The 25,977-nt window shown below is 52.5% G+C and carries 26 protein-coding genes and 31 other annotated features; of the genes, 20 read left to right on the forward strand and 6 right to left on the reverse strand.

The features are described from left to right. Nucleotides 1-8: 8 nt before the first annotated feature. Nucleotides 9-14 (forward strand) — a ribosome-binding site (putative RBS for gabD; RegulonDB:STMS1H002863). From gabD to ygaE, 4 genes are all read left to right on the forward strand, one after another. Beyond that, nucleotides 9-1,469 (forward strand): NADP-dependent succinate-semialdehyde dehydrogenase I gene (gabD, locus tag STM2791; RefSeq protein ID NP_461717.1). Within the gene, nucleotides 21-1,469 belong to an annotated coding region; the region does not span the whole gene. It overlaps the preceding feature by 6 nt. Further along, nucleotides 1,470-1,475, forward strand: a ribosome-binding site (putative RBS for gabT; RegulonDB:STMS1H002864). It begins immediately after the preceding gene. Then, nucleotides 1,470-2,767 (forward strand): 4-aminobutyrate aminotransferase gene (gene gabT, locus STM2792; RefSeq protein NP_461718.1). Within the gene, nucleotides 1,484-2,767 belong to an annotated coding region; the region does not span the whole gene. (Overlaps the previous feature by 6 nt.) A 118-nt stretch (nucleotides 2,768-2,885) precedes the next feature. Beyond that, nucleotides 2,886-2,891: a ribosome-binding site (putative RBS for gabP; RegulonDB:STMS1H002865), on the forward strand. Beyond that, nucleotides 2,886-4,297, forward strand: a protein-coding gene (gene gabP, locus STM2793; protein ID NP_461719.1) for an RpoS dependent gamma-aminobutyrate transport protein. Within the gene, nucleotides 2,897-4,297 belong to an annotated coding region; the region does not span the whole gene. It overlaps the preceding feature by 6 nt. A gap of 29 nt (nucleotides 4,298-4,326) precedes the next feature. Next, nucleotides 4,327-4,332 (forward strand) — a ribosome-binding site (putative RBS for ygaE; RegulonDB:STMS1H002866). After that, the gene (gene ygaE, locus STM2794) for a putative GntR family transcriptional repressor (RefSeq protein ID NP_461720.1) occupies nucleotides 4,327-5,016 on the forward strand. Within the gene, nucleotides 4,339-5,016 belong to an annotated coding region; the region does not span the whole gene. Its footprint overlaps the feature before it by 6 nt. A 21-nt stretch (nucleotides 5,017-5,037) precedes the next feature. On the opposite strand, the gene ygaU is transcribed toward ygaE, so the two are convergent. Together ygaU and yqaE are read right to left on the reverse strand one after the other, a co-directional pair. After that, nucleotides 5,038-5,496, reverse strand: a protein-coding gene (gene ygaU, locus STM2795) for a putative LysM domain protein (RefSeq protein ID NP_461721.1). Within the gene, nucleotides 5,038-5,487 belong to an annotated coding region; the region does not span the whole gene. Further along, nucleotides 5,491-5,496, reverse strand: a ribosome-binding site (putative RBS for ygaU; RegulonDB:STMS1H002867). (Overlaps the previous gene by 6 nt.) 90 nt (nucleotides 5,497-5,586) lie before the next feature. After that, nucleotides 5,587-5,756 (reverse strand): putative YqaE family transport protein gene (yqaE, locus tag STM2796; RefSeq protein NP_461722.1). Within the gene, nucleotides 5,587-5,745 belong to an annotated coding region; the region does not span the whole gene. Next, nucleotides 5,751-5,756 (reverse strand) — a ribosome-binding site (putative RBS for yqaE; RegulonDB:STMS1H002868). It overlaps the preceding gene by 6 nt. Nucleotides 5,757-5,927: 171 nt before the next feature. Here yqaE and STM2797 point away from each other — a divergent pair. Further along, on the forward strand, nucleotides 5,928-6,227 hold the full coding sequence (locus tag STM2797) for a putative arsR family regulatory protein (protein NP_461723.1): 300 nt from the start codon (nucleotides 5,928-5,930) through the stop codon (nucleotides 6,225-6,227). Then, nucleotides 6,226-6,231: a ribosome-binding site (putative RBS for ygaP; RegulonDB:STMS1H002869), on the forward strand. (Overlaps the previous gene by 2 nt.) After that, nucleotides 6,226-6,764, forward strand: a protein-coding gene (gene ygaP, locus STM2798; RefSeq protein ID NP_461724.1) for a putative rhodanese-related sulfurtransferase. Within the gene, nucleotides 6,237-6,764 belong to an annotated coding region; the region does not span the whole gene. Its footprint overlaps the feature before it by 6 nt. The genes STM2797 and ygaP overlap by 2 nt, the downstream gene beginning before the upstream one ends. 347 nt (nucleotides 6,765-7,111) lie before the next feature. Here the strand turns inward: ygaP and stpA are convergent. Further along, nucleotides 7,112-7,653 (reverse strand): DNA-binding protein with chaperone activity gene (gene stpA, locus STM2799; RefSeq protein NP_461725.1). Within the gene, nucleotides 7,112-7,513 belong to an annotated coding region; the region does not span the whole gene. Next, nucleotides 7,523-7,528, reverse strand: a ribosome-binding site (putative RBS for stpA; RegulonDB:STMS1H002870). Its footprint overlaps the gene before it by 6 nt. After that, nucleotides 7,625-7,639: a protein binding site (putative binding site for Lrp, RegulonDB: STMS1H000256), on the reverse strand. Further along, nucleotides 7,626-7,634 (reverse strand) — a -10 signal (putative -10_signal for stpA; RegulonDB:STMLTH004560). (Overlaps the previous feature by 9 nt.) Further along, nucleotides 7,645-7,653: a -35 signal (putative -35_signal for stpA; RegulonDB:STMLTH004560), on the reverse strand. A gap of 545 nt (nucleotides 7,654-8,198) precedes the next feature. After that, nucleotides 8,199-8,204: a ribosome-binding site (putative RBS for STM2800; RegulonDB:STMS1H002871), on the forward strand. Here stpA and STM2800 point away from each other — a divergent pair. After that, nucleotides 8,199-8,661 (forward strand): putative inner membrane protein gene (locus STM2800; protein NP_461726.1). Within the gene, nucleotides 8,212-8,661 belong to an annotated coding region; the region does not span the whole gene. (Overlaps the previous feature by 6 nt.) Nucleotides 8,662-8,695: 34 nt before the next feature. Here STM2800 and ygaC read toward each other — a convergent pair. Continuing rightward, the gene (gene ygaC / locus STM2801) for a putative cytoplasmic protein (RefSeq protein ID NP_461727.1) occupies nucleotides 8,696-9,057 on the reverse strand. Within the gene, nucleotides 8,696-9,046 belong to an annotated coding region; the region does not span the whole gene. Next, nucleotides 9,052-9,057: a ribosome-binding site (putative RBS for ygaC; RegulonDB:STMS1H002872), on the reverse strand. Its footprint overlaps the gene before it by 6 nt. A gap of 138 nt (nucleotides 9,058-9,195) precedes the next feature. On the opposite strand from ygaC, the gene ygaM reads away from it, so the two are divergent. Next, nucleotides 9,196-9,534, forward strand: coding sequence for a putative inner membrane protein (gene ygaM / locus STM2802; protein ID NP_461728.1), 339 nt, complete (start codon nucleotides 9,196-9,198; stop codon nucleotides 9,532-9,534). Nucleotides 9,535-9,617: 83 nt separating this feature from the next. Here the strand turns inward: ygaM and STM2803 are convergent. Further along, the gene (locus STM2803) for a putative gntR family regulatory protein (RefSeq protein NP_461729.1) occupies nucleotides 9,618-10,957 on the reverse strand. Within the gene, nucleotides 9,618-10,952 belong to an annotated coding region; the region does not span the whole gene. Continuing rightward, nucleotides 10,952-10,957 (reverse strand) — a ribosome-binding site (putative RBS for STM2803; RegulonDB:STMS1H002873). Its footprint overlaps the gene before it by 6 nt. 70 nt (nucleotides 10,958-11,027) lie before the next feature. Continuing rightward, nucleotides 11,028-11,033: a ribosome-binding site (putative RBS for STM2804; RegulonDB:STMS1H002874), on the forward strand. On the opposite strand from STM2803, the gene STM2804 reads away from it, so the two are divergent. From STM2804 to emrB, 12 genes are all read left to right on the forward strand, one after another. Beyond that, nucleotides 11,028-11,472 (forward strand): putative cytoplasmic protein gene (locus STM2804; protein ID NP_461730.1). Within the gene, nucleotides 11,041-11,472 belong to an annotated coding region; the region does not span the whole gene. It overlaps the preceding feature by 6 nt. Before the next feature lie 256 nt (nucleotides 11,473-11,728). After that, nucleotides 11,729-11,734, forward strand: a ribosome-binding site (putative RBS for nrdH; RegulonDB:STMS1H002875). Next, nucleotides 11,729-11,989, forward strand: a protein-coding gene (gene nrdH, locus STM2805; RefSeq protein ID NP_461731.1) for a glutaredoxin-like protein. Within the gene, nucleotides 11,744-11,989 belong to an annotated coding region; the region does not span the whole gene. Its footprint overlaps the feature before it by 6 nt. Then, nucleotides 11,975-11,980 (forward strand) — a ribosome-binding site (putative RBS for nrdI; RegulonDB:STMS1H002876). (Overlaps the previous gene by 6 nt.) Then, nucleotides 11,975-12,396, forward strand: a protein-coding gene (gene nrdI, locus STM2806; protein ID NP_461732.1) for a stimulates ribonucleotide reduction. Within the gene, nucleotides 11,986-12,396 belong to an annotated coding region; the region does not span the whole gene. Before nrdH ends, nrdI begins: the two co-directional genes overlap by 15 nt. Next, nucleotides 12,353-12,358: a ribosome-binding site (putative RBS for nrdE; RegulonDB:STMS1H002877), on the forward strand. It overlaps the preceding gene by 6 nt. Then, nucleotides 12,353-14,513 (forward strand): ribonucleoside diphosphate reductase 2, alpha subunit gene (gene nrdE / locus STM2807; RefSeq protein NP_461733.1). Within the gene, nucleotides 12,369-14,513 belong to an annotated coding region; the region does not span the whole gene. The genes nrdI and nrdE overlap by 44 nt, the downstream gene beginning before the upstream one ends. Further along, nucleotides 14,512-14,517, forward strand: a ribosome-binding site (putative RBS for nrdF; RegulonDB:STMS1H002878). (Overlaps the previous gene by 2 nt.) Continuing rightward, the gene (gene nrdF, locus STM2808; RefSeq protein ID NP_461734.1) for a ribonucleoside-diphosphate reductase 2, beta subunit occupies nucleotides 14,512-15,483 on the forward strand. Within the gene, nucleotides 14,524-15,483 belong to an annotated coding region; the region does not span the whole gene. It overlaps the preceding feature by 6 nt. Before nrdE ends, nrdF begins: the two co-directional genes overlap by 2 nt. A 283-nt stretch (nucleotides 15,484-15,766) precedes the next feature. After that, nucleotides 15,767-15,775, forward strand: a -35 signal (putative -35_signal for proV; RegulonDB:STMLTH004561). Beyond that, the gene (proV, locus tag STM2809) for a glycine/betaine/proline transport protein (RefSeq protein ID NP_461735.1) occupies nucleotides 15,767-17,040 on the forward strand. Within the gene, nucleotides 15,838-17,040 belong to an annotated coding region; the region does not span the whole gene. (Overlaps the previous feature by 9 nt.) Further along, nucleotides 15,794-15,802, forward strand: a -10 signal (putative -10_signal for proV; RegulonDB:STMLTH004561). Its footprint overlaps the gene before it by 9 nt. Next, nucleotides 15,820-15,825 (forward strand) — a ribosome-binding site (putative RBS for proV; RegulonDB:STMS1H002879). Continuing rightward, nucleotides 17,020-17,025, forward strand: a ribosome-binding site (putative RBS for proW; RegulonDB:STMS1H002880). Further along, nucleotides 17,020-18,097 (forward strand): glycine/betaine/proline transport protein gene (gene proW / locus STM2810; protein NP_461736.1). Within the gene, nucleotides 17,033-18,097 belong to an annotated coding region; the region does not span the whole gene. Before proV ends, proW begins: the two co-directional genes overlap by 21 nt. Before the next feature lie 58 nt (nucleotides 18,098-18,155). Beyond that, nucleotides 18,156-18,161: a ribosome-binding site (putative RBS for proX; RegulonDB:STMS1H002881), on the forward strand. Then, nucleotides 18,156-19,162 (forward strand): glycine/betaine/proline transport protein gene (gene proX / locus STM2811; protein NP_461737.1). Within the gene, nucleotides 18,167-19,162 belong to an annotated coding region; the region does not span the whole gene. Its footprint overlaps the feature before it by 6 nt. A gap of 151 nt (nucleotides 19,163-19,313) precedes the next feature. After that, nucleotides 19,314-19,319: a ribosome-binding site (putative RBS for STM2812; RegulonDB:STMS1H002882), on the forward strand. Then, nucleotides 19,314-20,511, forward strand: a protein-coding gene (locus STM2812) for a putative inner membrane protein (RefSeq protein ID NP_461738.1). Within the gene, nucleotides 19,327-20,511 belong to an annotated coding region; the region does not span the whole gene. It overlaps the preceding feature by 6 nt. A 360-nt stretch (nucleotides 20,512-20,871) precedes the next feature. After that, nucleotides 20,872-20,880: a -35 signal (putative -35_signal for emrR; RegulonDB:STMLTH004562), on the forward strand. Then, the gene (gene emrR / locus STM2813; RefSeq protein ID NP_461739.1) for a transcriptional repressor of emrAB operon occupies nucleotides 20,872-21,538 on the forward strand. Within the gene, nucleotides 21,008-21,538 belong to an annotated coding region; the region does not span the whole gene. (Overlaps the previous feature by 9 nt.) Next, nucleotides 20,896-20,904, forward strand: a -10 signal (putative -10_signal for emrR; RegulonDB:STMLTH004562). (Overlaps the previous gene by 9 nt.) Beyond that, nucleotides 20,994-20,999: a ribosome-binding site (putative RBS for emrR; RegulonDB:STMS1H002883), on the forward strand. Nucleotides 21,539-21,652: 114 nt before the next feature. Next, nucleotides 21,653-21,658 (forward strand) — a ribosome-binding site (putative RBS for emrA; RegulonDB:STMS1H002884). Next, the gene (gene emrA / locus STM2814; protein NP_461740.1) for a multidrug resistance secretion protein occupies nucleotides 21,653-22,837 on the forward strand. Within the gene, nucleotides 21,665-22,837 belong to an annotated coding region; the region does not span the whole gene. Its footprint overlaps the feature before it by 6 nt. A 4-nt stretch (nucleotides 22,838-22,841) precedes the next feature. After that, nucleotides 22,842-22,847 (forward strand) — a ribosome-binding site (putative RBS for emrB; RegulonDB:STMS1H002885). Continuing rightward, nucleotides 22,842-24,392 (forward strand): putative MFS superfamily multidrug transport protein gene (gene emrB, locus STM2815; RefSeq protein NP_461741.1). Within the gene, nucleotides 22,854-24,392 belong to an annotated coding region; the region does not span the whole gene. It overlaps the preceding feature by 6 nt. Before the next feature lie 48 nt (nucleotides 24,393-24,440). On the opposite strand, the gene STM2816 is transcribed toward emrB, so the two are convergent. After that, the gene (locus STM2816) for a putative glycoporin (protein ID NP_461742.1) occupies nucleotides 24,441-25,816 on the reverse strand. Within the gene, nucleotides 24,441-25,811 belong to an annotated coding region; the region does not span the whole gene. Further along, nucleotides 25,811-25,816, reverse strand: a ribosome-binding site (putative RBS for STM2816; RegulonDB:STMS1H002886). Its footprint overlaps the gene before it by 6 nt. Nucleotides 25,817-25,977 lie beyond the last annotated feature (161 nt).

A 25,977-nucleotide genomic window follows, 5' to 3' on the forward strand; every position in this document is an offset into this window, starting at 1 on the left:
CCTTCAGACAGGAAGCAATTATGCAACTTAACGACTCTACCCTGTTCCGCCAGCAGGCCTTTATCGATGGCGACTGGCGCGACGCGCGCGGCGGCGATGTCATCCCCGTGAGCAACCCCGCCAACGGGAAACCGCTTGGCAATGTGCCCAAAATGGGGGCGGAAGAGACGCGCGACGCCATCAACGCCGCCAATCGCGCCCTGCCCGCCTGGCGCGCGCTCACCGCCAAAGAGCGAGCCAATATCCTGCGTCGCTGGTTCAATCTGATGATGGAACATCAGGACGATTTGGCGCGTCTGATGACGCTGGAACAGGGTAAACCGCTGGCGGAAGCGAAAGGCGAAATTAGCTACGCCGCCTCGTTTATTGAATGGTTCGCCGAAGAGGGGAAGCGTATCTATGGCGACACGATTCCAGGCCATCAGGCCGATAAACGGCTGCTGGTGATTAAACAGCCCATCGGCGTCACCGCCGCGATTACCCCGTGGAACTTTCCCTCGGCAATGATCACCCGTAAAGCCGGCCCCGCGCTGGCCGCAGGCTGCACAATGGTACTCAAACCCGCCAGCCAGACGCCGTTTTCCGCGCTGGCGCTGGCGGAACTGGCCCAGCGCGCCGGAATTCCCGCAGGCGTATTTAACGTCGTTACCGGTTCGGCAGGCGATATCGGCGGCGAGCTGACCAGCAACCCGCTGGTACGCAAACTGTCGTTTACCGGCTCGACGGAGATTGGCCGCCAGCTAATGGAACAATGCGCCAAAGACATTAAAAAAGTGTCACTGGAATTGGGCGGCAATGCGCCGTTTATCGTCTTTGACGATGCCGATCTGGATAAAGCCGTCGAAGGCGCGCTGGCTTCGAAGTTTCGCAACGCCGGGCAGACCTGTGTCTGCGCCAATAGATTGTATGTTCAGGACGGCGTTTACGATCGTTTTGCGGAAAAACTCAACCAGGCGGTAAATAAGCTCGCGGTCGGTGACGGCCTGCAAGCCGACGTCGCTATCGGGCCGCTGATTGATGAAAAAGCCGTGGCGAAAGTCCAGGAACATATCGCCGATGCGCTGGAAAAAGGCGCCCGCGTCATTACGGGCGGTGAAGCGCACAAATTGGGCGGCAACTTCTTTCAACCGACCATTCTGGCGGATGTTCCTGATAACGCGAAAGTCGCCAAAGAAGAGACATTCGGGCCGCTCGCGCCTCTGTTCCGCTTCAGCGACGAGGCGGACGTCATCAGGCAGGCTAACGATACCGAGTTCGGCCTGGCAGCCTATTTTTATGCACGCGATTTAAGCCGCGTTTTCCGCGTCGGCGAAGCGCTGGAATACGGCATCGTCGGTATTAATACCGGCATTATCTCCAACGAAGTCGCGCCTTTCGGCGGCATTAAGGCCTCCGGATTAGGCCGAGAAGGTTCCAAATACGGCATCGAAGATTATTTAGAAATCAAATATATGTGCATCGGCCTTTAACAGGAGAGTCGCTAATGAATACCAATAACGCTTTAATGCAGCGCCGTCATAACGCCGTTCCTCGCGGCGTGGGGCAGATTCACCCGATTTTCGCCGAGCGGGCGGAAAATTGTCGGGTGTGGGATGTCGAAGGCCGTGAGTATCTCGATTTCGCGGGCGGCATTGCCGTCCTGAACACCGGTCATTTACATCCGGGCATTGTTTCAGCGGTCGAAGCGCAGTTGAAGAAATTGTCCCATACCTGTTTTCAGGTGCTGGCCTATGAACCGTATCTGGCGTTGTGCGAACGCATGAACCAGAAGGTACCGGGCGATTTCGCCAAAAAAACGTTGCTGGTCACGACCGGTTCAGAAGCGGTTGAAAACGCGGTGAAAATCGCCCGCGCGGCGACAAAACGCAGCGGCGCTATCGCGTTTAGCGGCGCTTACCACGGTCGTACCCACTACACGCTCTCTCTGACCGGGAAAGTACACCCGTACTCTGCTGGTATGGGATTGATGCCAGGCCATGTCTACCGCGCGCTTTATCCTTGCCCGCTACACAACATCAGCGACGACGACGCGATCGCCAGCATTGAACGCATCTTTAAAAATGATGCCGCGCCGGAAGATATCGCCGCCATTATTATTGAGCCGGTACAGGGCGAAGGCGGATTTTACGCCGCCTCTCCCGCGTTTATGCAGCGACTGCGCGCGCTATGCGACCAACACGGCATTATGTTGATTGCCGACGAAGTGCAAAGCGGCGCGGGCCGGACCGGTACGCTGTTCGCCATGGAACAGATGGGCGTTGCGGCAGATATTACCACGTTTGCGAAATCGATCGCCGGCGGCTTTCCGCTGGCAGGCGTTACCGGCCGGGCAGACGTGATGGACGCTATCGCGCCGGGCGGGCTGGGCGGCACCTATGCCGGAAACCCGATTGCCTGCGCCGCCGCGCTGGCGGTACTGGACATTTTCGAGCAGGAAAATCTACTGCAAAAGGCGAATACGCTTGGCAAAACGCTGCGCGATGGCCTGATGGAGATAGCGGAAACGCACCGTGAGATTGGCGACGTGCGCGGACTGGGCGCCATGATCGCCATTGAGTTGTTCGAAAATGGCGACCCCGGCAAACCGAACGCGGCTCTGACCGCCGACATTGTGACCCGCGCCCGCGAGAAAGGGTTAATTCTGCTCTCCTGCGGTCCTTACTACAACATCTTGCGCATCCTCGTTCCACTCACTATTGAGGCCTCGCAGATTCGGCAAGGCCTGGAGATTATCGCCCAGTGCTTTGATGAGGCGAAACAAGCGTAATGTCCAATAAGCAGCGTCGGGTGGCGACGTAACTGTCTTATCCGGCCTACAAAAACCGTTTCGATTGTAGGCCGAATAAGCCAGGCGCCATCCGGTAAACGAGCGCAATAACAATAAAGAGGTTTTAGGATGGGGCAATTGTCAGAATCACATGCATTAGGGGGCGGGCTGAAATCACGCCACGTCACCATGTTATCGATCGCCGGCGTCATCGGCGCCAGCCTGTTTGTCGGTTCCAGCGTGGCGATTGCGGAGGCCGGCCCTGCGGTACTGCTGGCCTATCTGTTCGCAGGACTTTTAGTCGTCATGATTATGCGAATGCTGGCTGAAATGGCCGTCGCCACACCGGATACCGGATCTTTTTCCACCTATGCGGATAAAGCGATCGGCCCCTGGGCCGGGTATACCATCGGCTGGTTATACTGGTGGTTTTGGGTGCTGGTTATTCCGCTGGAGGCCAATATTGCCGCCATTATTCTGAATTCATGGATACCGGGTATTCCGGTATGGCTATTTTCATTAGTGATTACGCTTGCCTTAACCGGAAGCAATTTATTGAGCGTCAAAAATTACGGCGAGTTCGAATTCTGGCTGGCGCTATGTAAAGTAATTGCCATTCTGGCGTTTATCGCGCTGGGCGCGACGGCGATTAGCGGTTTTTATCCGTATGCTGAGGTAAGCGGTATCTCCCGGCTCTGGGATCACGGCGGTTTTATGCCTAACGGCTTCGGCGCGGTGTTAAGCGCCATGTTGATCACCATGTTCTCTTTTATGGGCGCGGAAATCGTTACTATTGCTGCCGCGGAATCCGATACGCCGGATAAACATATCGTACGCGCCACCAATTCTGTTATCTGGCGAATTTCCATCTTTTACCTGTGTTCCATTTTTGTGGTGGTGGCGCTGATCCCGTGGAATATGCCGGGTCTGAAAAGCGTAGGTTCGTACCGTTCGGTACTGGAGCTGCTTCATATTCCGCACGCAAAATTCATTATGGACTGCGTGATTTTATTGTCGGTGACCAGTTGTCTGAACTCCGCATTATATACCGCCTCCCGGATGCTCTATTCCCTTAGCCGCCGCGGCGATGCTCCTGCGATAATGGGAAAAACTAACCGTAGCAAAACGCCCTGGGTAGCGGTTCTCCTCTCTACCGGCGCGGCCTTTTTAACCGTTATCGTCAATTATTACGCCCCGGCAAAAGTGTTTAAATTTCTTATCGACAGTTCCGGCGCCATCGCGCTGCTGGTCTATCTGGTGATTGCGATTTCGCAATTGCGAATGCGTAAAATTCTGCTGGCGCAGGGCGGAGAAATTAAGCTGAAAATGTGGCTTTATCCGTGGCTCACCTGGCTGGTTATCGGCTTTATCTGCTTTGTCCTGGTGGTGATGCTATTTCGACCGGCACAGCAACTAGAAGTCATTTCAACGGGGCTGTTAGGGCTGGGCATAATAGGTACTGTCCCCATTATGTCTCGCTGGAAAAAACTGATAAGGTGGCAAAAAGCCCCCCTGCAAAACCTACGTTAGTTATTCCCGGCGTCAGCCGGGAAGCTTCTCAGGAGTAAAAGATGACCGCCCTTTCCCAACCGACGGCCATAGATGGCTATCGCTGGCTTAAAAATGACATTATTCGCGGCACTTATCAGCCGGATGAGAAACTGCGGATGAGTTTATTAACCGCCCGCTATGCGCTCGGCGTAGGGCCGCTGCGTGAGGCGCTGTCGCAACTGGTGGCGGAACGGCTGGTCACCGTGGTGAATCAAAAAGGCTATCGCGTGGCATCCATGTCAGAGGCGGAACTCCTCGATATTTTTGACGCGCGCGCCAATATGGAAGCGATGCTGGTACGCCTGGCGATTGAACGCGGCGATGATGCGTGGGAGGCGGAGATCCTGGCGCGAGCGCATATGCTCAGCAAACTGGAAGCCAGCGATGCCAGTGAACATATGCTCGATGAATGGGATCAGCGCCACCAGGCGTTCCATTCCGCCATTGTCGCCGGGTGCGGCTCCCACTATCTGCTACAGATGCGCGAACGCTTATTTGACCTGGCGGCCCGCTACCGCTTTATTTGGTTACGTGAAACCGTTCTGTCCGTCGAGATGCTGGAAGATAAACATATCCAGCATCACACGCTAACCGAAGCGATACTGGCGCGCGAGGCGGCACGCGCCAGCGAATTAATGCGTCAGCATTTGCTGACGCCGATTCCCATTATTCGCCAGGCGATGGCAGGGAAAATGTAGCCTGGCGCGACCTGATAGCCATTATTCTTCAGGAATACGCAACACTTGTCCCGGATATATTTTTTCCGGGCTTTTCAGCATCGGTTTATTTGCCTCGAAAATTTTATTATACAGATTGGCGTTACCATACACTTGCTTTGAAATAGCGCTCAGGGTGTCGCCTGATTTTACGGTATAAAACTGACTTTCAGCCGCCGGCGTCGTGGTTTTAACCTGATCGTCAACGCTGCTAATCCCGGCGATATTCCCCACGGCAACCAGAATTTTTTCTTTTGCCTCCTGACTCAGCCCATCACCCGTCACTGTCGCTTTTCCATCAGCTATTTGCACATTCACTTTGTCAGCGTCGGGTATTCCCGTTTTATTTAAATGTTCCTGGACTTTTTTCGCCTGATCGTCCTTATCATGATTAGCGGTTACCGCGTCCCAGAGTTTTTCACCTGCATCTTTTACAAAATTGAAAAGTCCCATATTCACCTCGCTTGTCAAAAATACACACAAAGAAAAGTGTAGCAGAGGGAATGAGGTTATCCTGATAAGCGGCGCTTATGCGCCGCCGGTGGCCGGTAATTAATGACGCATCTGAACCCAAAATGCGTGGATAAGCCCCGGAATATATCCGAGTAATGTCAGCAGGATATTAAGGATAAATGCCCAACCGAACCCTTTTCCTAAAAGTACGCCGAGCGGAGGCAAAATAATCGTAAATACAATTCTCCAGAAACCCATATACACTCCATACAAGCAAAATTAGTCATTGTTTAAAAAGAGATTTTATCTCTAAGCATAGTCAGTTTACCTGAGCCTGCCAGTCGCGCGCCGCGCTTTTACCCTCCTTTACGCTCTTTACGCTGGCATTAGGTTGATGTTTATTTTAGAATTAACTAAATTTAGAAAATACTTAAATAACTATGACAGAGCTTGAACAACTTCAGGCCAGCGCAGAACAGGCGGCGGCCCTGCTCAAAGCGATGAGCCACCCAAAAAGATTACTGATTTTATGTATGCTTTGCGGTTCGCCAAAAACCAGCGCAGGCGAACTGGCGCGCATTACCGGGCTAAGCCCCTCCGCGACGTCGCAACATCTGGCGCGGATGCGGGAAGAAGGGCTGATTGATAGTCAACGCGATGCCCAGCGCATTCACTATTTCATTAAAAATGAGGCGGTTAATACGATTATCGCCACGTTAAAGAATCTCTATTGTCCATAAGGAGGCACGATGTCCATTGGGATAGTTTCCCCCCGTGAGGCGCAAGCGCTGATAGCGCAAGGCGCGAAACTGATTGATGTGCGCGACGCCGATGAATATCTGCGCGAGCATATTCCACATGCGCAACTGGCGCCGCTCTCCCGGCTTGAACAGGGCGATTTGCCCGCCAACCTGCGAGCGGAACAGATTATTTTTCACTGTCAGTCAGGTAAACGAACCAGCAGCAATGCAGCAAAACTACAGGCCATTGCCGCCCCTGCTCAGGTCAGTCTACTGGAAGGCGGTATCGACGGATGGAAAGCGGCAGGATTGCCCGTCACAGAAGACAAATCGCAACCGTTGCCGCTGATGCGTCAGGTGCAAATCGCCGCCGGCGGGTTGGCGTTGCTTGGGGTTATTATGGGCTATACGGTCCACGGCGGCTTTTTCCTCATTAGCGGTTTTGTCGGGGCCGGGTTAATGCTGGCAGGCATGACCGGCTTCTGCGGAATGGCGCGACTACTGGAAAAAATGCCCTGGAATACCCGTACTCATTAAGCGGTACCTTCACCACGCGTCGGTAAGTGTGTAGTAGACTGAAGGCGGGTTTATACCATTGTTCAACAGGAGGGCGTGATGTTCACACCAGGCGATATCGTACAGCCCCGAATGGGTGGGCCGAAACTGAAAGTGATTGAAGTCAACGAGGATCATATTGTCGCGGTACAGGTCGGTAATGAACCGGGCGAAAAATTGATCCTCAAAGCGGCAGATGTCACCCCCTATTGCGAAGAGGGCGATTTTGGCGTGTGCTGATTTATCAAAATGAGCATGGCGCAACGTTCCCTGAGTCCCGGTTAATAGAGACAGGAAACGAAGCGCCATCTGTTAAAAGCTATCCGTGATTAGATTAAGAAATCATCCAGAGATTTCCCCGCCGCCAGCGCCTGGGCAATCGGTTTAGGCGTACGACCTTGTCCGGTCCAGGTTTTTTCTTCGCCATTGAAATCAGTAAAACGATATTTTGCCGGACGCGGCTGGCGCTTTTTAGCAGAACGCGGCATTGCTGAATCCATGGCAAATAACTCTTCCGGGTTAATACCGTCTGCTTTCATCAGCTCCAGAAAGGCATTAATTTTCTCCTGCTTCTCGGCAAGCTGGCGTTGCTGCAATTCTTCTTCTTCGCGTCTTTCTTTAGTGACAACCCTGAATTTTTCGAGCATTTCTTCAAGAACGTCAATGGAGAATTCGCGAGCCATAGCGCGCAGCGTGCGGATATTATTTAAGTTCTGTAACATCAAATTCATATCAATAAAAACCTTTTAACGCAGAAAACAAAAAACTATTACAGGCGGTATTGTATGCGATTGTTGATTATATTTCCAGATCCTAAAGTTCATACAGATATACACAGCATAACTCGATTAATTATATTAATCTGTTAACCAGAAGGTTATATTCATTACCCCCTGCGTGTTTCAGGTTATTCTGCCTACGGTATATCTGTAGGTTTCCCGTTTGGCTGTTTATAGCGTATTGCGTATCTCAGTAACCGCGGTGACCCTCACGGTGGCTGACCTTATACAGAAGTGAATATTTCAGCACAATAAGAGATTAACCATTCAAAAATCATCATCAGAGCTTTATGCTAAAAATCAGTCTGCAATGGCTATAATTATGCTGAGAAAAGTAGAGCGCATGCCGTTAGCCGAGAATACATCGCATCTGACAACATTTGGAATGTGGCTGAAAATCGCCAGAAAAACAATGCATTATAATGCATTGATTTAAAAGTAATTAATGACTAACAACAACGAAAATCTCGCCGCGAGCAAAAAACACACAATCACAGAGTATTTTATCGACAAAAAGCCTATAAATAAAAATATTACACTAGTTGATAGTTATTATATAGGGATATACTCTATGCAAAGACAAAAGTGCTTTATGATTTCACTACCAACCATCACCTCATTCTGATCGATACGCTACAAGGAGCATTAACATGTTCTCTCCACAGTCACGCTTGCGTCATGCCGTAGCAGACACGTTTGCGATGGTTGTTTACTGTTCTGTTGTGAACATGTTGATCGAGATATTCCTCTCCGGAATGAGCTTTGAGCAGTCGCTTTCTTCCAGGCTGGTGGCGATACCTGTCAACATTTTGATTGCATGGCCATACGGCGTTTACCGCGATCTGATTATGCGCGTCGCGCGTAAGGCAAGCCCGGCGGGATGGGCCAAAAACCTGGCGGATGTATTGGCTTATGTCACCTTTCAGTCACCCGTTTATATTATCATCTTGCTGACCGTCGGTGCCGGCTGGCATCAGATAGTGGCCGCCGTGAGTTCAAACATTGTTGTTTCAATGTTAATGGGCGCGGTTTATGGCTACTTCCTGGATTATTGTCGCCGCCTGTTTAAAGTGAGCAGCTATCATCAGGCTAAGGCGTAAGTTAGCGTCGCGACTGGCATTGCCAGTCGCGCTTTTAGTCGGTTTTTTCGTCGCCAAAAAGCCCATTCAGATAACGTTCTAACGCTATTCGGGAGCTAAAGCCGTGGGGAATACCGTAATGTTCGTGGGTCTCGCCGCCTAAATAGAGCGGAAAGTTTTGGTAATGATCGCAGGTTTTAATATCCGAAGCCGGGTCAGCCAGTGATGAGCTACGGTCTTTTAATCTGGGGTGAATGATCAGCGCGGTACGCCCCATACGCGCCTCGCGGTTAACATAAACATAATTCTCGCCGCGTCGATAACCATACGTCTTATTCGTCACCACATCGACGGTAAACCCTGCCTTTTCCAGTACCCGCGCCACCTCGTCAGGTCGTAAATACATATTTTATCCTCATTCTCTTGTACTGCGGGCTTACCTTACCCGATAGCGCGTTATCAACGCTTTCAGAAAAGTCCAGAAACGCATGATATCGCCGTAACAAGCCTCAGCAGGTAAAAATATGAACTACACTGAAAGCTACATCGAAATCAATGGAGGATCATATGCTTAACAAACCGAACCGAAACGACGTCGATGATGGTGTTCAGGATATTCAGAATGATGTCAATCGATTAGCCGACAGTCTGGAAGATGTCCTTAAATCCTGGGGAAGCGATGCGAAAGACGAAGCCGAGGCTGCGCGACGTAAAGCACAGGCGTTGCTGAAAGAGACCCGGGCGCGGATGCAGGGTCGTACTCGCGTAAAACAAGCCGCCTGTGATGCGATGGGGTGCGCGGATACGTTTGTGCGTGAAAAACCCTGGTGTAGCGTAGGAACCGCCGCAGCGGTGGGGATTTTTATCGGGGCGCTGCTTAGCCTGCGTCGCTAACGACGTGCGCTGCCGGATGGCGACATACTTTATGGGGCCTGCATCATTGCCGCAGGCCCAGGTCGCGCCATTCGGCGAAACGGTTACTGTATCGCCTGTCGAAGCTGACATGCGACCTGTTTCGCCATGCCAGCGGAAGTAATATTGGTAAACGACAGTAAAATGCCCCCCTTTCCTGACGAAACCACTCGCCAACGGCTTAGCGCCTGTACCGCCAGTCCGGCCTGATTCGCTTTTGCTACCTGCGCTTTATCATCACCTTCAACCTCAATAACCAATTGAATACCGCCTTTCTGTAATGTCACGACAAATCCCTGTTCTGCCAGCGCCTCTTCAATCCATAACCGTCGCTGAGCATAATGTTGACGCATCTTTTTCAGATGCCGCCAGAAATGGCCATCACGGATAAAATCAGCCAGCGTGTGCTGCCATAACAACGGTACGCTACAGGGCATCAGCGACGCCTGCTGGCGGAAATGCTCAATCTGCTTTATCGGCACCACCAGCCAGGCGGTACGTAATGCCGGAAAGAGCGACTTACTGAACGTTCCGGCGTAAATCACTCGCTGCGGGGCATCCAGACTCTTGAGCGGCGGAAGTGGTTTACCGTGATAACGAAATTCGCTGTCGTAATCATCTTCAATAATCCAGGCCTGCACATTCGCCGCCCATGCCAGAAGTTGCCGTCGGCGAGTTAACGACAGCGCCACCCCCAACGGACTTTGGTGGGCGGGCGTCACCAATGCAAAGCGCCCCTGCGGGCAATCCCGCATCCCCGCCGCGACATTCAGCCCATCGGCATCGACCGGAATCGGCGCCAGCGTAATCCCCTCCTGCGTTATCACCGGGCGAATTAACGGAAAGCCGGGATCTTCCACCCACATGCTGTCTCCCGGCACAGACAATGTACGCAGGATTAGCCGCATAGAATCCGCATAACCGGAGGTAATAAATACCTGTTCCGGCAGACATTCAATGCTACGCGAAACCCGCAGGTAATCGACTATCGCCTGGCGCAAAATCGCCTCGCCGCAGACGTCGCCTAATGCCAGATCGAAGCATGTCTGCGTGCGCAACCGACGCCCCATTACTCGCGCCCACTTCTCGCGTGGAAAGAGATCCAGCGCCGGTAACCCCATCTGAAAGGGTTTCGGTTCCGGACTTTCTCCGGCAAAAACAGCGGGTATCGGCGGCGCCGTCTCAAACCGTAGAGCGTTGCTCACAAACGTGCCTGCCTGGCCACGTCGCTCCAGCCAGCCCTGCGCCACCAGCTCGCCATAGGCATTTTCCACCGTGGCGCGAGAAACGCCCAGTTCCTGCGCCCACGTCCTACTGGAAGGCAAACGCGTTCCGGGCGCGAGTTCTCCTTGCTCAATGGCCGTTTTTAACTGACGAGCGATGTGCTGATAGCGCGGCATATGGTCTGCTTTTTCTGTAAAAATATGGCTCTCTTTTACAGACCATTATAGTGCTACAGTGCTCGTCATCAACACGAGGAGAAACATGATGACAACGTTACGCCAACCCTATTATGAACTGAGCCCGGAGGTTTACAGCGCTCTGGTGCAGGCGAAAAACGCGCTGGAAAAGAGCACGCTTGACCCCACGCTGATGGAGCTGATTTACCTACGTGTTTCGCAAATAAATGGTTGTGCATTTTGCCTGGAGATGCACAGTAAAGCGCTGCGTAAGGCTGGCGTGAATCAAGCTAAATTAGATGCGCTGGCAGGATGGCGGGTAAGTCACCATTTCAGCGAGCAAGAGTGCGCGGCGTTAGCCTGGGCGGAATCGGTGACGCACATTGCTGAAACCCACGCCGAAGATAATATTTACCTGCCGCTGCTCGATCATTTCAGCGCGCGTGAAATCAGCGATCTGACCTTCGCCATCGGTTTAATGAACTGCTTTAACCGTCTGGCGATCGGTATGCGAATGTGACGCATTGTTGCCGGATGGCGCTGATGTCAGCCAACTCTGTTATGCGTGAACCTGCAGGCCGGATCGGGCGTTCACGCCGCCATCCGGCAAAAATTAGCCATGCCTCCCCTACCCCGCGGCGTTCATCAGCGGCGTTAAAATCAATCGAAAATTCCCATATCTTGTATGGTTGAATCTTAATTCAACTACATCTAGTATTTCCTGTATCAACACACGACAATCCGACGCGTTTCATCGCGCCGTTTTCTCATTTTAAATGGAAATACGAATCATGAGCATTACTATTTACACTCGCAATAACTGTGTTCAGTGCCACGCCACAAAGCGGGCGATGGAAAGCCGTGGATTTGAATTTGAGATGGTGAACGTCGATCTGGTGCCGGATGCAGCGGATACGCTCCGGGCGCAAGGATTTCGTCAATTACCGGTGGTGATGGCGGGCGATTTGAGCTGGTCTGGCTTCCGCCCGGACATGATTAACCGTCTGCACCCGACACCCCACGCGGCAAACGCATGAGCGCGCTCGTCTACTTCTCCAGCAGCTCTGAAAATACGCACCGCTTTATGCAGCGTCTGGGGCTGCCTGCCACGCGTATTCCGCTCAATGAGCGGGAGCGAATTCAGGTAGACGAACCGTACATTCTGGTTGTGCCGTCATACGGCGGCGGCGGGATGGCCGGTGCGGTGCCGCGACAGGTGATCCGCTTTTTAAATGATGAACACAACCGGGCGCGCATTCGCGGCGTTATCGCCTCCGGTAATCGCAATTTCGGCGATGCCTGGGGATGCGCTGGCGATGTGATAGCACAAAAATGCGGCGTCCCCTGGCTGTACCGCTTTGAGCTCATGGGCACACAACGCGACATCGATAATGTCCGAAAAGGAGTAAATGAATTTTGGCAACAACTACCCCGGAGCGCGTAATGCAGGAAACCATGGATTACCACGCCCTGAACGCGATGCTGAATCTTTACGATAAAGCAGGCCATATTCAGTTCGACAAGGACCAGCAGGCGATCGACGCCTTCTTTGCCACCCACGTCCGCCCGCATTCCGTGACGTTTGCCAGCCAGCATGAACGTCTGGGGACGCTGGTTCGGGAAGGGTATTACGATGACGCCGTCCTCGCGCGTTACGACCGCGCCTTCGTCCTTCGCCTGTTCGAGCACGCCCATGCCAGCGGCTTTCGCTTCCAGACGTTTCTTGGCGCCTGGAAGTTCTATACCAGTTACACGCTGAAAACCTTCGACGGCAAACGTTATCTGGAACACTTTGAAGATCGGGTGACAATGGTGGCGTTGACGCTGGCGCAGGGTGACGAAACGCTGGCCACCCAACTGACCGATGAAATGCTTTCTGGTCGCTTTCAGCCCGCTACCCCGACTTTTTTAAATTGCGGCAAACAGCAGCGTGGGGAACTGGTCTCCTGCTTCCTGCTCCGTATCGAAGACAACATGGAGTCGATCGGGCGGGCGGTGAATTCGGCGCTGCAACTCTCCAAACGCGGCGGCGGCGTCGCGTTTTTACTCTCCAATCTGCGCGAGGCGGGCGCGCCGATCAAACGCATTGAGAATCAGTCTTCCGGCGTGATCCCGGTGATGAAAATGCTGGAAGACGCGTTTTCGTATGCCAACCAACTTGGCGCGCGCCAGGGGGCCGGCGCGGTTTATCTCCATGCGCACCATCCGGATATTCTGCGTTTTCTGGATACCAAACGAGAAAACGCTGACGAAAAAATCCGGATCAAAACGCTCTCTCTCGGCGTGGTGATCCCGGATATCACCTTCCGGCTGGCGAAAGAAAACGCGCAAATGGCGCTCTTTTCGCCCTATGACATACAACGACGCTACGGCAAACCGTTTGGCGATATCGCCATTAGCGAACGGTACGATGAATTAATTGCCGATCCGCACGTGCGCAAAACCTATATTAACGCCCGTGACTTTTTTCAAACACTGGCGGAGATTCAGTTCGAATCCGGGTATCCCTACATCATGTTTGAAGATACGGTAAACCGCGCGAATCCCATTGCTGGTCGCATTAATATGAGCAACCTGTGCTCAGAAATTTTACAGGTCAATAGCGCTTCCCGTTACGACGATAACCTTGACTATACCCACATCGGGCATGACATCTCCTGCAATCTCGGCTCGCTGAATATCGCTCACGTCATGGATTCACCGGACATTGGCCGTACCGTAGAAACCGCTATTCGCGGCCTGACGGCGGTGTCGGACATGAGCCATATACGCAGCGTGCCCTCAATAGCCGCCGGTAATGCCGCCTCTCATGCCATCGGTCTGGGCCAGATGAATCTGCATGGCTATCTGGCGAGGGAAGGTATTGCCTACGGTTCGCCGGAGGCGTTGGATTTCACCAATCTCTATTTTTACACCATTACCTGGCATGCCGTGCATACTTCAATGCGGCTAGCCCGCGAACGCGGCAAAACCTTCGCCGGATTTGCGCAGTCGCGCTATGCCAGCGGCGACTATTTTACGCAGTATTTACAGGACGACTGGCAACCGAAAACAGCGAAAGTCAGGGCGCTATTTGCCCGCAGCGGCATTACGCTGCCCACACGAGAAATGTGGCTAAAGCTGCGCGACGATGTGATGCGCTATGGCATCTATAACCAAAATTTGCAGGCGGTGCCGCCGACCGGTTCGATTTCTTACATTAATCATGCGACCTCCAGCATTCATCCGATTGTGGCCAAAATTGAGATTCGCAAAGAGGGCAAAACCGGGCGTGTGTATTACCCCGCGCCGTTTATGACCAATGAAAACCTGGACATGTATCAGGATGCTTACGATATCGGTCCGGAAAAAATTATTGATACCTATGCCGAGGCCACGCGCCACGTCGATCAAGGGCTGTCGCTCACCCTGTTTTTCCCCGATACCGCCACGACCCGCGATATCAACAAGGCGCAGATCTATGCCTGGCGAAAAGGTATTAAGTCCCTGTATTACATCCGGCTTCGCCAGTTGGCGCTGGAAGGTACTGAAATTGAAGGCTGCGTATCCTGCGCGCTATAAGGAAAGCCATATGAAATTATCTCGTATTAGCGCCATCAACTGGAACAAGATCCAGGACGACAAAGATCTGGAGGTATGGAACCGGCTGACCAGTAACTTCTGGCTGCCGGAAAAAGTGCCGTTATCGAATGATATTCCGGCCTGGCAGACGCTGAGCGCCGCCGAACAGCAGCTCACCATTCGCGTGTTTACGGGACTTACGCTGCTCGACACTATCCAGAACATCGCAGGCGCGCCGTCGTTAATGGCAGATGCCATCACGCCGCATGAAGAGGCAGTGCTGTCGAACATCAGCTTTATGGAAGCGGTACACGCCCGCTCTTACAGTTCTATTTTCTCCACGCTGTGCCAGACGAAAGAGGTTGATGCCGCCTACGCCTGGAGCGAAGAAAACCCACCGCTTCAGCGTAAGGCGCAGATTATTTTAGCTCATTACGTCAGCGATGAACCGCTAAAGAAAAAGATTGCCAGCGTCTTTTTAGAGTCTTTTCTGTTCTATTCCGGCTTCTGGTTGCCGATGTATTTCTCCAGCCGCGGTAAGCTCACGAACACTGCCGACCTGATTCGTTTAATCATTCGCGATGAAGCGGTTCACGGTTATTATATTGGCTATAAGTATCAGATAGCGCTACAAAAACTATCGGCAATCGAGCGTGAAGAGTTAAAGCTTTTCGCGCTGGATTTGTTGATGGAACTGTACGACAACGAAATCCGCTACACAGAAGCGTTATATGCGGAAACCGGCTGGGTTAACGACGTCAAAGCCTTCTTGTGCTACAACGCCAATAAAGCCTTAATGAACCTGGGTTATGAGGCGTTATTTCCGCCGGAGATGGCAGACGTGAATCCCGCAATCCTTGCCGCGCTCTCGCCGAATGCCGACGAAAACCATGATTTCTTTTCCGGCTCAGGTTCATCTTATGTGATGGGGAAAACAGTCGAAACCGAAGACGAAGACTGGAATTTTTAACCTTACGGGCATGGGAAATAACGTTACATTTCCCATGCCTTTATTTCAAGCAATAGGGAGTCAAATCGCGCAAATATTACAACATGTCCTACACTCAATACGAGTGACATTATTCACCTGGATTCCCCCAATTCAGGTGGATTTTTGCTGGTTGTTCCAAAAAATATCTCTTCCTCCCCATTCGCGTTCAGCCCTTATATCATGGGAAATCACAGCCGATAGCACCTCGCAATATTCATGCCAGAAGCAAATTCAGGGTTGTCTCAGATTCTGAGTATGTTAGGGTAGAAAAAGGTAACTATTTCTATCAGGTAACATATCGACATAAGTAAATAACAGGAATCATTCTATTGCATGGCAATTAAATTAGAAGTGAAGAATCTGTATAAAATATTTGGAGAGCATCCGCAGCGTGCCTTCAAATATATTGAAAAGGGACTATCGAAAGAGCAAATACTGGAAAAAACGGGGCTATCGCTTGGCGTTAAAGACGCCAGTCTGGCCATTGAAGAAGGCGAGATATTTGTCATCATGGGATTATCCGGCTCGGGTAAATCCACAATGGTACGCCTTCTCAATCGCCTGATTGAACCCACCCGCGGACAGGTACTGATTGACGGCGTTGATATTGCCAAAATATCAGACGCTGAGCTTCGCGAGGTGCGCAGGAAAAAGATTGCGATGGTCTTCCAGTCATTTGCGCTCATGCCGCATATGACCGTGCTGGATAATACGGCATTCGGTATGGAATTAGCGGGCATCGCGGCGCAAGAGCGTCGCGAAAAAGCGCTGGACGCCTTGCGTCAGGTGGGGCTTGAGAATTACGCTCACGCCTACCCGGATGAACTTTCCGGTGGGATGCGTCAGCGTGTTGGGCTTGCCCGCGCGCTGGCAATCAACCCTGATATCTTATTAATGGATGAAGCGTTTTCCGCCCTCGATCCATTAATTCGTACCGAAATGCAGGATGAGCTGGTGAAATTACAGGCGAAACATCAGCGCACCATTGTCTTTATTTCCCACGATCTTGATGAGGCTATGCGTATTGGCGACAGGATTGCCATTATGCAAAATGGCGAGGTCGTACAGGTTGGTACGCCGGATGAGATCCTGAATAATCCGGCAAATGATTATGTCCGCACGTTCTTCCGTGGCGTGGATATTAGTCAGGTCTTTAGCGCCAAAGATATTGCCCGTCGCAGCCCGGTCGGATTAATTCGTAAAACGCCAGGTTTCGGTCCCCGTTCGGCACTGAAATTATTACAGGACGAAGACCGTGAATATGGTTACGTCATTGAGCGTGGCAATAAATTCGTGGGCGTCGTGTCCATCGACTCATTAAAAGCGGCATTAAGCCAGGCGCAAGGGATTGAAGCGGCGCTTATCGACGACCCTTTAGTCGTTGATGCGCAAACCCCACTCAGCGAGTTGCTCTCTCACGTCGGCCAGGCGCCCTGCGCGGTGCCGGTTGTCGATGAAGAACACCAGTATGTTGGCATTATTTCAAAACGTATGTTGCTACAGGCTTTAGATCGCGAGGGGGGTAACAATGGCTGATCAAACGAATCCGTGGGATACCGCACAGGTGGCCGATACTACGACGCAAACGGCTGATGCCTGGGGAACACCGGCAGGCGTAGCCACGGACGGCGGCAGTACCGACTGGTTGAACAGCGCGCCCGCGCCAGCCCCTGAACACTTTTCTCTTCTGGACCCGTTCCATAAGACGCTGATCCCGCTGGATAGCTGGGTCACAGAGGGAATCGACTGGGTCGTCACCCATTTCCGTCCCCTTTTTCAGGGGATTCGTGTGCCGGTGGATTACATCCTCAACGGCTTTCAGCAACTGCTGCTGGGAATGCCCGCCCCTGTGGCGATTATTCTCTTTGCGCTGATTGCCTGGCAGGTTTCCGGCGTGGGCATGGGGATCGCGACGCTGATATCGCTGATCGCCATCGGCGCGATCGGCGCCTGGTCGCAGGCGATGATTACCCTGGCGCTGGTATTGACCGCCCTGTTGTTCTGCGTCGTGATCGGATTACCGATGGGAATCTGGCTGGCGCGCAGCCCGCGCGCAGCCAAAATAGTTCGTCCGCTGCTGGATGCGATGCAGACCACGCCCGCGTTTGTCTATCTGGTGCCGATTGTCATGTTATTCGGCATCGGTAACGTGCCGGGCGTGGTGGTGACGATTATTTTTGCTCTACCGCCGATTGTACGCCTGACGATCCTGGGCATTAACCAGGTGCCTGCCGACTTAATTGAAGCGTCGCGCTCGTTCGGCGCCAGCCCGCGCCAAATGTTGTTCAAAGTGCAACTACCGCTGGCGATGCCCACCATTATGGCAGGCGTTAATCAGACGCTGATGCTGGCTCTCTCGATGGTCGTCATCGCCTCGATGATTGCGGTCGGCGGACTTGGCCAGATGGTACTACGCGGCATTGGTCGTCTTGATATGGGGCTGGCAACCGTCGGCGGCGTCGGCATTGTGATTCTTGCCATCATTCTGGACCGTCTGACGCAGGCCGTCGGGCGCGACTCGCGTAGCCGCGGTAACCGTCGCTGGTATACCACCGGTCCTGTTGGGCTAATCACCCGCCCTTTCGTTAAGTAACTCTCCTGACGCCCGGTGACATTGCGCTTACCGGGCTTACAACTCCCTACCATAATTAAAGGAACAACGATGCGACATACCGTGATATTTGCCTCAGCGTTTGCCACCCTTGTCACCGCCAGCGCTTTCGCTGCCGACCTGCCTGGCAAAGGCATTACCGTCCAACCTATCCAAAGCACGATTTCTGAAGAGACCTTCCAGACGTTACTGGTCAGTCGGGCGCTGGAAAAGTTGGGTTATACCGTAAATAAGCCGAGTGAAGTCGATTACAACGTAGGCTACACCTCCATCGCCTCTGGCGATGCGACGTTTACCGCCGTGAACTGGCAACCGCTGCATGATGATATGTATGCCGCAGCAGGCGGAGACAACAAGTTTTACCGCGAGGGCGTCTTCGTCTCCGGCGCTGCGCAGGGCTATCTGATCGATAAAAAAACCGCCGAGCAGTACAACATCACCAATATCGCTCAGCTAAAAGATCCGAAAATCGCCAAAATCTTCGATACTAATGGCGACGGAAAAGCGGACATGATGGGCTGCTCGCCGGGCTGGGGCTGCGAAGCCGTAATCAATCACCAGAATAAAGCGTTTGATTTGCAAAAAACCGTTGAGGTCAGCCACGGTAACTATGCGGCGATGATGGCTGATACCATTACCCGTTTTAAAGAAGGCAAGCCGGTGCTGTATTACACCTGGACCCCGTACTGGGTGAGCGATGTAATGAAGCCGGGTAAAGATGTCGTCTGGCTACAGGTGCCGTTCTCCTCCCTGCCAGGCGAACAGAAAAATATTGATACTAAACTGCCGAACGGCGCGAACTATGGGTTCCCGGTTAATACCATGCATATTGTCGCCAATAAGGCATGGGCGGAGAAAAATCCGGCGGCGGCGAAACTGTTCGCCATCATGAAGCTGCCGCTGGCGGATATCAACGCGCAGAACGCCATGATGCATGCCGGTAAATCGTCTGAAGCCGATGTTCAGGGCCACGTAGACGGCTGGATCAACGCCCACCAGCAGCAGTTTGACGGCTGGGTGAAAGAAGCGCTGGCCGCGCAGAAATAAGATCGTTTTTTATGCCGGATAAGGCGCAGTTCATGCGCCGCTATCCGGCCAACGCAATCTCTCCTCAAAGCGCACGATTCATCACGTCACCGTTCCCCTTTATTCATCAACATCCGCTATGATTGTTTTCCCAGGAAATAATTATCTGAATCACGATTACCATAATGACGAAACCCACTCATGAGCTTAGCCCGGCGCTGATCGTTTTAATGTCTGTGGCCACGGGTCTGGCGGTCGCCAGCAACTACTATGCCCAGCCGCTGCTTGATACCATCGCGCATCACTTTTCGCTTTCCGCCAGCTCCGCAGGGTTTATCGTTACCGCCGCGCAGTTGGGCTATGCCGCTGGCCTGTTGTTTCTGGTGCCGCTCGGCGACATGTTTGAACGCCGAACGCTGATTGTCTCCATGACGTTGCTGGCGGCTGGCGGAATGCTGATCACCGCCAGCAGTCAGTCGCTTAGCATGATGATACTCGGAACGGCCTTAACCGGACTGTTCTCCGTGGTGGCGCAGATTCTGGTTCCGCTGGCCGCCACACTTGCGACGCCCGCCACCCGCGGTAAAGTGGTCGGCACCATTATGAGCGGCCTGTTGCTGGGGATCCTGCTGGCGCGAACGGTCGCCGGACTGCTGGCAAACCTCGGCGGTTGGCGCACCGTATTTTGGGTAGCGTCGGCGCTGATGGCGCTGATGGCCGTCGCGTTATGGCGCGGACTGCCAAAGCTCAAATCCGACACCCATCTTAACTACCCGCAACTGTTGGGTTCTGTATTCAGCCTGTTTATTCACGATAAGCTGCTGCGTACCCGCGCACTGCTGGGCTGTCTGACCTTTGCTAATTTCAGCATCCTCTGGACATCAATGGCCTTTTTGCTCGCCGCGCCGCCGTTTAGCTACTCCGAGGGGATGATTGGCCTGTTTGGCCTGGCGGGGGCCGCCGGCGCTTTAGGCGCGCGTCCGGCTGGCGGATTTGCCGATAAAGGTAAATCTCACCTCACCACCACGTTCGGCTTACTGCTGCTGTTACTCTCCTGGCTGGCTATCTGGCTTGGGCACACCTCGGTACTGGCGCTGATTATTGGCATTCTGGTACTGGACCTCACCGTTCAGGGGGTACATATCACCAATCAGACGGTCATCTATCGTTTGCATCCGGATGCGCGTAACCGGCTCACCGCCGGCTATATGACCAGCTACTTTATCGGTGGCGCCGCGGGGTCGCTGATTTCCGCCTCCGCCTGGCAACATGCCGGCTGGGCCGGCGTTTGTCTGGCGGGTGTCACGGTAGCCTTACTTAATTTACTGGTCTGGTGGCGAGGTTTTCACCGACAGGAAGCCGTAAATTAAGCGGATAGTGAGCGTTTACCTTTGTTTAAGCTCCTTAGGGTGTTAAGGAGCTCCCCAGTCTGTTAAGGTTATGCTATTCATTTATCATGGTTATTTTTATACCGGTGAAGAATAATATAATTCTATGGAAAGCCCTGCATCCCCATCTGCTCCCAGGCCAATAGCGCCCGTTCAAGGATTCGAAGGTCGTTCACCGATAGCTATCCGTGATATTCCGGTGGCTTTTGCATCGGGTTGTAAGGCCGTTTACCCGGCTTTCGCCCCTCCCGCTTATCGTTCTCTCCTGATTTTTTCATGCAGGCACTCACGCTTTTCTCGTCATTCCTGGATTTGCCGCAGGCGGCGCTTTACCGGGCCCAATGTTCCCGCTGACGTCTCAGTCTGCGTATCATTGGTTGCTTTATAGCCTGAAAGAATGATTTTGTATTAATAATACATTTACTTTATTTGTCACTGTCGTTACTATATCGGCTGAAATTAATGAGGTCATGCCCAAATGGATAGTTCGTTTACGCCCATTGAACAAATGCTAAAATTTCGCGCCAGCCGTCACGAAGACTTTCCTTATCAGGAAATTCTTTTGACTCGTCTTTGTATGCACATGCAAGGCAAGCTCCTGGAAAACCGCAATAAGATGCTGAAGGCTCAAGGGATTAACGAGACGTTGTTTATGGCGTTGATTACGCTGGAGTCTCAGGAAAACCACAGTATTCAGCCGTCTGAATTAAGCTGCGCGCTGGGTTCATCTCGCACCAATGCGACACGCATTGCAGATGAGCTGGAAAAACGCGGCTGGATTGAGCGTCGTGAGAGCGATAACGACCGCCGTTGCCTGCATCTGCAATTAACGGAGAAAGGCCAGGCATTTTTGCAAGAAGTGCTTCCGCCTCAGCATCATTGTCTGCATCAACTCTGGTCATCACTTAGCACAGCCGAAAAAGATCAACTTGAGCACATCACTCGTAAACTCCTGACGCGTCTTGATCAAATGGAGCAGGAAGGCACTGTTCTTGAGGCGCTGCGCTAAAGCGCCGACCCGCTCAAAAATCCAGATTAATAACAGGAAAGCGGACAGGCCGGCACGCGTTACTGCTGGCCTTTCTGACAACAGGTCGGCTCAGCCGATGTGAATAATAAGATCGTGGAGAACAACATGAGCGCAAATGCGGAGATCCAAACCCCGCAGCAACCGGCTAAGAAGAAAGGCAAACGCAAAACAGCGCTGCTACTTCTTACCTTGCTCTTTGTTATTATTGCCGTGGCATATGGAATTTATTGGTTTTTAGTATTGCGTCATATTGAAGAGACAGATGATGCTTACGTGGCAGGGAACCAGGTTCAAATCATGGCGCAGGTGTCAGGCAGCGTGACGAAAGTCTGGGCTGATAACACCGACTTTGTAAAAGAGGGCGATGTTCTGGTCACGCTCGATCAGACTGACGCCAAACAAGCGTTTGAAAAAGCCAAAACGGCGCTGGCCTCCAGTGTGCGCCAGACGCACCAGTTGATGATTAACAGCAAGCAGTTGCAGGCGAATATCGACGTGCAAAAAACCGCCCTGGCGCAAGCGCAAAGCGACCTTAACCGTCGTGTGCCGCTGGGTAATGCCAATCTTATTGGCCGGGAAGAGCTGCAACACGCCCGCGATGCCGTCGCCAGCGCGCAGGCACAGCTGGATGTCGCCATTCAACAGTACAATGCCAACCAGGCAATGATACTCAACAGTAATCTGGAAGATCAGCCCGCGGTTCAACAAGCGGCGACCGAAGTGCGTAACGCCTGGCTGGCGCTGGAGCGTACTCGCATCGTCAGCCCAATGACTGGTTATGTCTCCCGCCGCGCCGTCCAGCCTGGCGCGCAAATCAGCCCCACCACGCCGCTGATGGCCGTGGTGCCTGCAACCGATCTGTGGGTGGACGCTAACTTTAAAGAAACCCAATTAGCGAATATGCGCATTGGGCAGCCAGTGACGGTGATTACTGATATTTATGGCGACGACGTAAAATACACCGGTAAAGTCGTCGGTCTGGATATGGGAACAGGCAGCGCCTTCTCCCTGCTGCCCGCGCAAAATGCGACGGGTAACTGGATTAAAGTGGTTCAACGTCTGCCGGTACGCGTCGAACTGGACGCCCGCCAGTTAGAACAACATCCGCTGCGTATTGGTTTATCGACGCTGGTCACCGTGGATACCGCTAATCGCGACGGTCAGGTACTGGCCAGCCAGGTACGAACGACGCCGGTTGCCGAAAGTAACGCACGCGAAATTAATCTCGCGCCGGTCAATAAACTGATCGACGACATCGTACAGGCTAACGCGGGTTAATCCTGAGGTGCGTGTGATGCAACAGCAAAAACCGCTGGAGGGCGCGCAGCTCGTCATCATGACGATCGCGCTGTCGCTGGCGACATTCATGCAGGTGCTGGACTCCACCATTGCCAACGTGGCGATTCCGACCATCGCCGGGAACCTGGGTTCTTCCCTAAGCCAGGGGACATGGGTTATCACCTCTTTCGGGGTGGCGAACGCTATCTCGATTCCCTTAACCGGCTGGCTGGCGAAACGTTTTGGCGAAGTCAAACTGTTCATGTGGTCGACGGTCGCCTTTGCCGCGGCCTCCTGGGCCTGTGGCGTATCCAGCAGCCTGAATATGCTGATCTTCTTCCGCGTGGTGCAGGGCGTGGTCGCCGGGCCGCTGATTCCGCTCTCGCAAAGCCTGTTGCTGAATAACTATCCGCCTGCAAAGCGCTCCATTGCGCTGGCGCTCTGGTCAATGACCGTCATTGTCGCGCCGATTTGCGGCCCGATTCTGGGGGGCTACATCAGTGATAATTACCACTGGGGATGGATTTTCTTCATCAACGTTCCGATTGGCATCGCCGTCGTCCTGATGACGTTACACACGCTGCGCGGACGTGAAACGCATACCGAACGGCGACGTATTGACGCCGTCGGGCTGGCGCTACTGGTGATTGGCATCGGCAGCCTGCAAATTATGCTCGATCGCGGTAAAGAGCTGGACTGGTTCTCCTCGCAGGAAATTATCATCCTGACCGTGGTCGCCGTCATCGCCATCAGTTTCCTGATCGTCTGGGAACTGACCGACGATCACCCTATCGTCGATCTTTCTCTTTTTAAATCGCGTAACTTCACGATTGGCTGCTTGTGCATCAGCCTTGCCTATATGCTCTATTTCGGCGCCATTGTTCTATTGCCGCAGCTTTTGCAAGAGGTGTACGGCTATACCGCAACGTGGGCAGGTCTGGCGTCAGCGCCAGTCGGTATTATTCCGGTAATTTTGTCGCCGATTATCGGACGCTTCGCGCATAAACTGGATATGCGCAGGCTGGTCACGTTCAGCTTCATTATGTACGCCGTCTGTTTTTACTGGCGCGCCTGGACGTTCGAACCGGGTATGGATTTCGGCGCTTCCGCATGGCCGCAGTTTATTCAGGGATTTGCCGTCGCCTGCTTCTTTATGCCGCTGACCACCATTACGCTCTCCGGGTTACCGCCAGAACGGCTGGCGGCGGCATCAAGCCTGTCGAACTTCACGCGAACGCTGGCAGGTTCCATCGGCACCTCGATTACCACCACTATGTGGACCGATCGTGAGTCGCTACACCATGCTCAGCTCACCGAGTCGGTTACGGCGTATAATCCAAACGCTCAGACTATGTACGATAAACTGGAAGGCTTAGGGATGACGCACCAACAGGCGTCAGGCTGGATAGCCCAGCAAATCACGAATCAGGGGCTGATTATTTCCGCCAACGAAATCTTCTGGATGTCGGCGGGGATCTTCCTGGTGCTGCTCGGCCTGGTGTGGTTCGCCAAACCGCCCTTCGGTGCGGGCGGCGGCGGTGGCGGCGCGCACTAACTATCTGATAAAAGGGATCTGCGGATCCCTTTTTTAGTAGACCAACAATCAGAAGAAATATTTGAATCTCAGACGCCCGCCGTAACGCGCATCTTCACTGTTATCGCCATTATTCGGATTGGCCTCTACCCATGAAGCATAGGCACCGAGGTAGATGTTAAAGTTTTTCATATCCATCACGTTGGGGAATAAATATGAGGCATGAATAGTGTGAATGTCATAATTGCCGGGATCGGTGACCCAGCAATCGTCCTCACAAACGGCATCGATATTGGTAGCATTAAAGGCTTCGATTTTGTTATGCGCATAGATATAACCCAGTTCAAATCGATGCCACAACGCATTCACCCCGGCGGTAAAATCTGTCTCATCGGTCGCGTCCATATAGGCGGTATTCAGGTTAATCACTGCGCCATCTTCCGGGTCAGTTTTTTGACCATTCCAGGTCATGGTAAAACCATAGCCCGTACGATCTGACTGATCGATCCACTTCCCATTCTCATAATAGCCATAGGCGTTGTTAACGACGTTACTTTCCATCGCTATCGCCGTTGAAAAACGCCCGTTTTGCCAGGCGATAACCGGACGGACGTAAGCCACGTTTTTATCGTTGCTTAAATCCATTCCGTGGTACTGCTTCTCGGTATATAACGTACTGCCATTTTCCAGCAATGTGTTAACTTCGAAATACCAGTTGTCGATGGTTTTACTCAGCAGGAAGTTACCCCCGCTGTCGCTACGTCCCCGTCCTTCTTTCATCATATAGATATAGCCGTAACCGTCACTGTAAAGATCGTTCGCTGTATTCCCCGAATATTCAATAAACGTATCCTGATTCAGCGGGAACATATCGTAGGCTTCAAAACGACCAACCTTAATTTTCCAGTCATTCTCACGACCAAAGAAGAAAACGGCATCATCAAGGTTCATTTTTCCGGTCAGGTCCGCCAGAGGCTGTACAGAGAATCCGGCAAAATTACCGTTGTCCAGCCGCTGGTAGCCATCAAAGCCCAGCAACAGGCGTCCGTTAATATCCCAGCGTTCATTGGTTCCCGGTGCCCAATCTTTATTCGCTGACGTTCTCGTCGATGTCAGACTACCGGAACGGCTTGCCGCATCCATATTAAATTCGACATCGCCATAGAACTTAATATCGCTGAATCCGGATAAAGTCAGCTTCGGCGGCGTTTTATCTGCTGCAATGGGCTCGGCGGACTGGACATTCACCGTCGGCGTAGCGGCGACCTGCTGCTGTTTCAACGAGCGAATTTGCGCCTCGGCATCGGATGCCCGTTTTTCAGCATTAACAACACGTTGCTCCAGTTCAGCCAGACGCTGCTCAATAGTGATATTATTCGCTGCCCAAAGGTTATGAGAAAAGCAAGCACCGATCATCAGCGCTAAATATTTAGCCTTCATTTTTTATCCCTTAAGTTTGATGTATACCAGATAAGATTTGCTAAAAACCCCATCGACCGGCTATTAGTAGAGTCTTGTTATTACCTGGATATCTGGCGCATTCCATTATGTTTTTCTATTAATTATTTATGATTTTTAGTTTATGTGATCAATACACTCTGGCATC

This window comes from Salmonella enterica subsp. enterica serovar Typhimurium str. LT2, from assembly GCF_000006945.2.
GTDB classification, from domain to species: Bacteria; Pseudomonadota; Gammaproteobacteria; order Enterobacterales; family Enterobacteriaceae; genus Salmonella; species Salmonella enterica.